We start from the raw sequence: 7,919 nt of genomic DNA, 5'->3' as shown, positions 1-7,919 counted from the left end.
TCCGCGATGCAATCACCGGCTGGATCGATAAAACACTCGGACAGGCATAGGAATGGCATATACCATCATCACCTGCTCCGGGATCTCAAATACCGGGAAACTCACCACCAGGTGTGCGATGAACCTCCACCGGATATGCGCTGGCGAGATCGACTGTTGCATTCCCGCAACACGGGAGAGAGAAGCAATCGATGAGGCACTCCGGGATGCAGAAGAACTCCTCATAATCGACGGATGCAGCGACTGCTGTGCACTGAAGAAGATTCAGCATTCCGGGCGACACCCGGATCACCATATCATCGCAACCGAATGTGGGATTGTTAAAAATGGGATGGAAGAGCCGCATTTTTCAGAGATAGAAGAGCTCACTGCGGTTCTTTTGAATAGAATACGGTCAAAAAGGGGATGAACCATCCACCCCTTTATGACTTCTACTTTACAATCATTACCGGGCAGGCGGCATGCTGTGCCACCCTCTGGCTGACACTCCCAAGGACAGCCCCTTTCAGTGAGCCAAGCCCCCGGCTCCCCATGACGATCAGCCCGGCTTTTGTCTTCTCTGCAATCTTGATGATCTCTAGTGCCGGGGCACCCATACTCACCTCAAGGGTATAGGCAGTTCCGGAGTTTTTGATATAGTCGAGTGTCTGCCCGGCAACCGCATGAGCATCCTCGATGAGAAGGGTATGGACATCAAAATCTGCCTTCATGATGCGTGACTGCGACGGCGGATTGGGCGAGGCATAGACAACCACCAGTGAAGAGCCGCTAATTTCCCTGACAAGCCCACAGGCAGACTCGGCTGCCCGCCTCGCATTCTCTGAGCCATCTATTGCAAGCAGTATTGTTTTAAACATAATTCCTCCGCGCCGGTATTATGCAGGCCATAATGTGCAGAATATCAGAGCTCCGTGTGGTACCTCAAGGAACGCGAGTCCATAAAACCATGTCGGAGCACCTTCTTTTCCGGATGCAGGATACCTTCAAGTGGAGAGGTAACCATATAAATTGAACTCCCTCAATGAAAAGATACACACGATTCGTCAGAAATTACTGATCAGAAACAAGAGGATATCCCGTGAATTTAAACAATCCCCTTTCTTTCAACGCGCTGAAAAAAACATGGCTCTCGAATATCCGGGGCGATACGCTTGCCGGTATGACGGTTGCACTGGCCCTCATCCCCGAGGCGATCGCCTTCTCCATCATAGCCGGTGTCGACCCGATGGTCGGTTTGTATGCTTCATTCTGTATTGCCGTTGTCATCGCCTTTGCAGGCGGAAGGCCCGGGATGATCTCAGGAGCAACCGGGGCAATGGCACTTGTCATGGTGATTCTTGTCCGGGATTACGGGCTCGAATATCTCCTCGCTGCCACCATCCTGACCGGGATAGTACAACTGGCACTGGGATTCCTCAATGTCGGGCGGCTTGTGAAGTTCATCCCCTATTCTGTCGTTCTCGGGTTCATCAACGCACTCGCTATCCTCATCTTCCTCTCACAGATCCCGTTCCTCATCGGGGTATCCCTTGCAGTCTACATCCTCGTTGCAATCACAATCGCGATCATCCTCATCCTTCCAAGACTCACAAAAGCAGTTCCTCCGGCACTCGTCGCAATCATCGTCGCCACTGTGATCGCAGTTCTCCTTAAACTTGACATGCTCACCGTCGGCGGTATGGGTGAGATCACCCGATCTCTCCCGCTCTTCCACCTGCCAGAAATACCGCTCACCCTTGAGACGCTGCTGATCATCCTCCCCTACTCAATAACCCTCGTCATCGTCGGGCTGCTCGAATCCCTCCTCACCGCCTCGATCGTCGATGAGATGACCGATACACCAAGCGATAAAGACAGGGAAGTTCGCGGACAGGGGCTTGCAAACTGTGTTGCCGGCTTCTTCGGAGGGATGGCAGGATGTGCAATGATCGGGCAATCGATGATCAATATCAAATCAGGTGCAACCGGCAGGCTCTCATCGCTTGTGGCAGGCGTATTCCTGATAATCCTCATCATCGTCTTTGGGGATATCGTCTCGATCATCCCGATGGCAGCACTCGTCGGCGTCATGATCGTCGTTGCCTTCAGCACCTTCGAATGGGATTCGATCAAAACCATCCATAAGATACCCCGTGGCGATGCCGCTGTTATGATCGTCACGGTTGCCATCGTCGTCTATACCCATGATCTGGCAAAAGGAGTTATTTCCGGAGTAATTCTTGCCCTCCTCATCTTCGGGTGGAAGATCTCGGTCATCTCGGCAACCTCGACCATCAGGAAGGATGGCGTAAAGGTGTACCTGATGAAAGGCCAGCTCTTCTTCGGCACCATGTCGGCGTTTATGGATCTCTTCGACTACACAAATGACCCGGAGAAGATTGAGATAGACTTCTCGAATTCACATATCTGGGACCAGTCCGGGGTTGAAGCGATCACGCGGGTGATCCACCGGTACCAGCAGCAGGGAAAATCAGTTTATGTGATCGGACTGAATCCGGAGAGCCAGGAGACACTCGATCGCGGTTTCTCCTGATACGGGTGGGGATGCGGACTGATCTCCCCACCCGCCATCAGGGAAACATTTGATGCCACCCAAAACAGATCAGGTATCATGGTTGAGATACGCATTGCCAGCTGGGAAAGCAGGCTTTTTGCATGGATCATCGATATCATCCTCATATACGCCCTGGTCGCAGTCATAGAATCAACAATATCCACCCTTACCGGGTGGAGTCCTCAGGTTTTTGCACTTGCCCTGCCTGTTATTGCCGGCTTATCTGTCCCGTTTGCATCCAACACCGTACTATTGTTCCTGTACTGGACGATCATGGAAGGAACAACCGGCCAGTCTGTCGGGAAGATGGTCTTGAACCTCAGGCTCACCGATCGCACCGGTGACGCAGCGGGCATTCCAAAAGCAGCACTTTCAGCATTTGGAAAGGCATTCCTCCTCCCCCTCGACTGCCTGATCGGATGGTTTGCAATGGAGAAGAGCGGACTCCGGCTCTTCAACCGCCTCTCGGATACGATCGTGATCAGATGCGATTACACGCCGCCGGACGGTGTCACCTATATCCATGAAGACGACTGATTCAAGTGGTTTTAGGAGAAAGAGAATCACATGCAGGGGAGAACAATTACTTACTCAAAGAACGTCTTCCTTCCGCTGACATCAGTCTGCCATAACCGCTGCGGCTACTGTTCTTTCAGAAAGCCTGTTGGAGACGGCTGCCTTATGGCTCCGGAAGAGGTCCGAGAGATACTCAGGCTGGGTGCTGAGGCAGGCTGTACCGAGGCGCTCTTCACCTTCGGCGAGCGGCCGGGCGAGGAGGAAGGATTCGAACGCTACCTGAGCGAGATTGGCTATGGCGACATCCTTGACTACTGCTTTGACCTCTGCAGGGAGGCAATCGCTCTTGGCCTCCTTCCCCACACAAACGCAGGCATCATGACCGCTGACGAGCTTGCCCGCTTCAGGACGGTGAATGCAAGCATGGGACTGATGCTTGAGACTACAGCAAGAATACCTGCGCATGCCAATTCACCGGGAAAAGATCCTGATGTGAGAATCCGGATGCTCGAAGATGCGGGACGGCTGAAGATCCCCTTCACAACAGGGCTTCTGGTTGGGATCGGAGAGACATCAGCAGATCGAAGTGAATCTCTTGGAACAATAGCTTCAATTCACCGGAGTTATGGCCATATCCAGGAAGTGATCATCCAGAACTTCTGCCCAAAACCCGGCACCCAGATGGGCGAAGACGGAACTGTCACAAAGGAAGAGTTTGCAGAGACAATCCGGATGGCGCGCGCGATCCTCCCTGAGGATGTTGCGGTTCAGATACCACCAAACCTTGCGGATGCCCGGTATTTCCTGAAATGCGGAGTAAATGACCTCGGCGGCGTCTCCCCGGTGACCGTCGACTACATCAACCCGGAACATCCATGGCCGGAGATCGAGCGGCTCAAGGAGATTGCAGCCGGATATACGCTCCGGGAGCGGCTCTGCATCTATCCCCGGTACATCAAAAGAGGGTGGTTCGATCCGGCACTCGCACCACTTATCATGCAGCTTGACAAACAGGTACAGGAGTATCACCTATGACCCAGGGCGACATTCTCTACAGTGGAAAGGCTAAGACCATCTTCCTCTCTGAAAAGCCAGACGAATTGATCGTTTCATTTCGTGACGATATCACGGCATTTGACGGCGGCAAGAAGGATCAGCTGGAAGGCAAGGGCGCCTCGAACGCCGGTGTTTCGGCATTCATCTTCGGGCTCCTTGAAGAAGCCGGAGTTAAAACTCATTTCATCCGGATGGAAGATCCAATAACGATGCGGGTCCGGAAACTCACGATGATCCCGCTTGAGGTGATCGTCAGGAACCGTGCCGCCGGATCAATTGTAAGGAACTATCCCTTCACCGAGGGGCAGTACTTTAACCCGCCTGTCGTCGTCACCGACTATAAGGATGATACGCGGCATGATCCGATGATTAATGACGATATCATCGTTGCACTGGGCCTCCTCACCCATGAGGAGATTGCCGCTGTGAAGGCATCCGCCCTGAAGGTGAATGAGGTAATGAGGGCATTCTTTGATGGAATCGGCCTTGATCTCGTTGATTTCAAGATCGAGTACGGCAGGTATGGCGATACCATCATCCTCGGCGATGAGATCAGCATGGATTCGATGAGGCTCTGGGAGAAAGGCACAATGAAGTCCATGGACAAGGATGTCTACAGGTTTGAGAAAGGGGATGTCATGGAGGCATACCGTGCCGTATCGGCCAGGATAACCGGGAGTAAGGGGCTATGAAATTCGAGGTTGTCATTACAATCAGCTTAAAGGAAGGGATGTTGAACCCCGAGGCAGAGGCCATCCAGCGTGCAATTGCACATCTTGGCTTTGGAGTAGACCACCTCCGGAAGAGAGACCAGTACAGGATCACCCTTGATGCCGTTGATAAGCAGGAGGCCGAAAAGATTGCCGGATCCATCTGTGAACGGCTCCTTGCAAACCCGGTGATCCACACATACGAGATTGAGGTCATCTGATGCGGGCGGCGGTCATCCAGTTCGGGGGGAGCAACTGTGACCGTGACGTCGTGCATGTGATCGAAGAGGTCTGTGGTGCCGACGCCGATCTGGTCTGGTATAAGGATGGGTTGAATAGAGCTTACGACGCCATAGTCCTCCCCGGAGGTTTCAGTTATGGCGACTATCTCCGAGCAGGTGCAATCGCTGCCCGGACACCGATCATGGCCGATATCATCAGGGCAGCTGAAAAAGGATGCCTCGTCCTTGGGATCTGCAACGGAGCGCAGATCGCAGCTGAAAGCGGCCTGATCCCCGGCGTCTTCACCATCAATGCCTATCCGAAGTTCCTCTGCAAGCCGGCATATCTCAGGGTTGAGAATACCACCTCCCCCTTCACCCGGCTCTATTCCGAAGGCGAGGTTGTGAGGTTCCCGATTGCCCACAAGGAAGGCCGCTACATCATCCCGGCAGAGGAACTGAAACGGCTTGAAAAGGAGAAGAGAATCGCATTCCGGTTCTGCGACGAGGCCGGAAACGTGACCGCATCTTCAAACCCAAATGGCGCCACCGGCAATATCACCGGCGTCCTCTCGGAGAAGGAGAATGTCCTTGTCATGATGCCGCATCCCGAGCGGGCAGCTGAAGAGATCCTGGGATCAGCTGACGGGAAGAAGATCTTCGATTCGATGATTGCTTATGTGGAAGAGTCCTAGGAGATCGTAAGCATGGATGAACTTGAAGCTGCCCGGCTGATCCGGGACTGGGTAAAACGATATGCGGCAGAGAATAATCTGAAACTCAATTCCGATCCCAAACAGCTTGACGCGGTCATCAGGGGGCTTGCCCGCAGGATGGTCAGGAATGGCGAGCGGTACTGCCCATGCAGGGTTATGAGCGGGGATCCCGATGTGGATAAACAGATCATCTGCCCCTGCATCTACCATAAGGATGAGATTGAGAGGGACGGGCACTGCCACTGCAATCTCTTCTTCAGGGAATGATATCAGGCATTCCCTCTACCACTTTTATTTTATTTCTGAGAAGATACCTGCCCTATGGCCGGTGCAAGCCCCTTAACCCTTTTGATCATCTCAGCCTGAGATCTTCGCGGCGTGATACGCGGAACGCATGGATAATCGCATAGATCCCCACAATCACCGCAGCACCGTATCCGAGCAGGGCAATAATCTCGCCATAGGGGATCGTTGACCCGGAGGCAAGGAGCAGGAGAGATGATCCGATCACAACCGACGAGACGATCAGCCCCACCATGATCCGATCAGTTGAGCGATCCATCGTCTCCTGAAGCCGCCGGATATCATGTGCAACCACATCGATCCGGATCTTCCCCTCACTCACCTTCTTCAGGGCTGAGGAGACCTGATCCGGGATCCGGAGAAGTGTCCGAAACGAACCAATCCCGGTTGAAACCTCTTTTTTGAGAGTATCATAGGAGAAATACTGCTCTTTTACAAGTATCTCAAGGTACGGACGGACCCGGTTGGTAAAACAGAACGAAGGATCAAGCGCAAGCGCAATCTCACTCACCATCCCGATCACTTTCAGGAGCCGCATCAGCTCTCCGGGAACCTGGAGCTGGTACTTTCTCAGGATCTCAGAGAGTTCGATCGCCATCTTCGAGAAATCATACTGCTGAACCTCATAATCTGCGTAGTCGAGCAGGAGAACATACAGATCATCACGGAAGAGCTCTCTGTATTCATCTGAAACTATCACGCCGAGATCGGCAAATGCAGAGATACAGGCTTCTACATCAGTATTCACAATCCCGGAGAGAAGCCTGATGAATGTCTCCCGCCGCTCCGGCCTGAGCACCATGCAGATCCCAAAATCAAGGAAGGCGAGATCGCCATTCTCCATGACAAGCAGGTTGCCGGGGTGGGGATCGCCATGGAAGAAACCATCAATCATGATCTGTTTGATATATGCAGCAAAGCCGCGTTCTGCAATGACCACCGGATCATGACCCATATCCCTGATGGACTCAACATCATCGATCCGGACACCCTCGATATAATCCATCGTCAGTACCCGTCGTGAACTGGCATTCCAGTGGATACGGGGAACCCTTATGCCCTCTAATTCAGCCATATTTCTCCGGATGCGTTCGGCATTCTTTCCATCACGGGTGAAATCCAGCTCTTTTCGGATCTGGCCTGCAAATTCACGGACGAGGCCGGTCGGATTAAACAGACGATAATCCGGCGATACCACCTCAATCCGCTCAGCGAGCGAGGAGAGGATGAGGAGATCGGTCTCGATAACCTCGTCGATCTTCGGACGCTGGATCTTCACCGCAACCTGTGTTCCATCGGCCAGCACTCCCCGGTGCACCTGTGATAGCGAGGCGGCGGCAACCGGGTATTGTGCAAGGTTGAGAAAGATCTCCCTCCAGCCAGGAAGAGACTCATCAAGGAGAGGTTCAATCTCAGGAAACAAAAGGGGGGGCACCTGATCCTGGAGCTTACTGAGTTCATCAATCAGATCAGGAGGGAAGAGTTCACGCCGGGTGCTCATGATCTGGCCAAATTTTATGAATGTCGGGCCAAGCTCCTCAAATACGAGGCGGATCCGCTCATAGACCGATATTGAAGGCGAATCCTCTCCCGCCCTGAATTTAAAGCCACGTCCGGGAAGACCAGGAAAGAGTTCATCGACAACGATCCCAAACCCGTGTTTCACCAGAATATCGGCAATCTGGGCATACCGTTTCATCCCCGCAAGCATAGCAATCAGCATTGGATTGCTCTCCTGCATAAAAGGTGTTGTGGAGGGGATCAGTCAGTGGCAACCGGAGATCTGGGAAGAGCCAGGGAGAGGAGGGCAGCCAGGATCAATGGAACCGCAAGGGCAAAGAGT

General features: G+C 53.0%; 10 protein-coding genes. 8 read left to right on the top strand and 2 right to left on the bottom strand.

Translation table 11 applies throughout. The features are described 5' to 3' along the window. The first annotated feature begins 52 nt into the window (after positions 1-52). Entirely contained in the window at positions 53-409 is a 357-nt protein-coding gene (locus QCH34_RS03220) for a putative zinc-binding protein (protein ID WP_300329995.1), read from the top strand. 22 nt (positions 410-431) lie between these two features. Here QCH34_RS03220 and QCH34_RS03215 read toward each other — a convergent pair whose 3' ends face one another. Further along, on the bottom strand, positions 432-857 hold the full coding sequence (locus QCH34_RS03215) for a universal stress protein (protein ID WP_300329992.1): 426 nt from the start codon (positions 855-857) through the stop codon (positions 432-434). Positions 858-1,078: 221 nt separating this feature from the next. On the opposite strand from QCH34_RS03215, the gene QCH34_RS03210 reads away from it, so the two are divergent. The 7 genes from QCH34_RS03210 to QCH34_RS03180 all read left to right on the top strand — a co-directional run bounded on the left by QCH34_RS03210 (position 1,079) and on the right by QCH34_RS03180 (position 6,040). Further along, positions 1,079-2,533: a SulP family inorganic anion transporter gene (locus QCH34_RS03210; protein WP_300329989.1), complete on the top strand. Its 1,455-nt coding sequence runs from the start codon at positions 1,079-1,081 to the stop codon at positions 2,531-2,533. A gap of 78 nt (positions 2,534-2,611) precedes the next feature. Beyond that, on the top strand, positions 2,612-3,091 hold the full coding sequence (locus tag QCH34_RS03205; protein WP_300329986.1) for an RDD family protein: 480 nt from the start codon (positions 2,612-2,614) through the stop codon (positions 3,089-3,091). A gap of 30 nt (positions 3,092-3,121) precedes the next feature. Next, positions 3,122-4,105, top strand: a complete 984-nt coding sequence (cofG, locus tag QCH34_RS03200) for a 7,8-didemethyl-8-hydroxy-5-deazariboflavin synthase CofG (RefSeq protein WP_300329983.1) — start codon at positions 3,122-3,124, stop codon at positions 4,103-4,105. After that, positions 4,102-4,818: a phosphoribosylaminoimidazolesuccinocarboxamide synthase gene (purC, locus tag QCH34_RS03195; RefSeq protein ID WP_300329980.1), complete on the top strand. Its 717-nt coding sequence runs from the start codon at positions 4,102-4,104 to the stop codon at positions 4,816-4,818. Before cofG ends, purC begins: the two co-directional genes overlap by 4 nt. Continuing rightward, the gene (gene purS, locus QCH34_RS03190; RefSeq protein WP_300329977.1) at positions 4,815-5,057 is read left to right on the top strand and encodes a phosphoribosylformylglycinamidine synthase subunit PurS; all 243 of its coding nucleotides are present in this window, start codon (positions 4,815-4,817) and stop codon (positions 5,055-5,057) included. The genes purC and purS overlap by 4 nt, the downstream gene beginning before the upstream one ends. After that, positions 5,057-5,752 (top strand): phosphoribosylformylglycinamidine synthase I, encoded by a 696-nt coding sequence (gene purQ / locus QCH34_RS03185; RefSeq protein ID WP_300329973.1) that lies wholly within the window; start codon positions 5,057-5,059, stop codon positions 5,750-5,752. Before purS ends, purQ begins: the two co-directional genes overlap by 1 nt. A gap of 12 nt (positions 5,753-5,764) precedes the next feature. After that, complete coding sequence (locus QCH34_RS03180) at positions 5,765-6,040, top strand: ferredoxin-thioredoxin reductase catalytic domain-containing protein (protein WP_300329969.1); 276 nt, start codon at positions 5,765-5,767, stop codon at positions 6,038-6,040. Positions 6,041-6,125: 85 nt separating this feature from the next. Here QCH34_RS03180 and QCH34_RS03175 read toward each other — a convergent pair whose 3' ends face one another. Beyond that, positions 6,126-7,799 carry an AarF/UbiB family protein gene (locus QCH34_RS03175; RefSeq protein WP_300329966.1) on the bottom strand — a complete coding sequence of 558 codons (1,674 nt, stop codon included), beginning with the start codon at positions 7,797-7,799 and terminating at the stop codon, positions 6,126-6,128. Between the last annotated feature and the right edge of the window lie 120 nt (positions 7,800-7,919).

The organism is Methanocalculus sp. (genome assembly GCF_029762515.1).
Taxonomy (GTDB): Archaea; Halobacteriota; Methanomicrobia; order Methanomicrobiales; family Methanocorpusculaceae; genus Methanocalculus.
The sequence above is the reverse complement of the archived record's forward strand: the minus strand, read 5'-3'. Positions and strand labels throughout refer to the sequence as shown.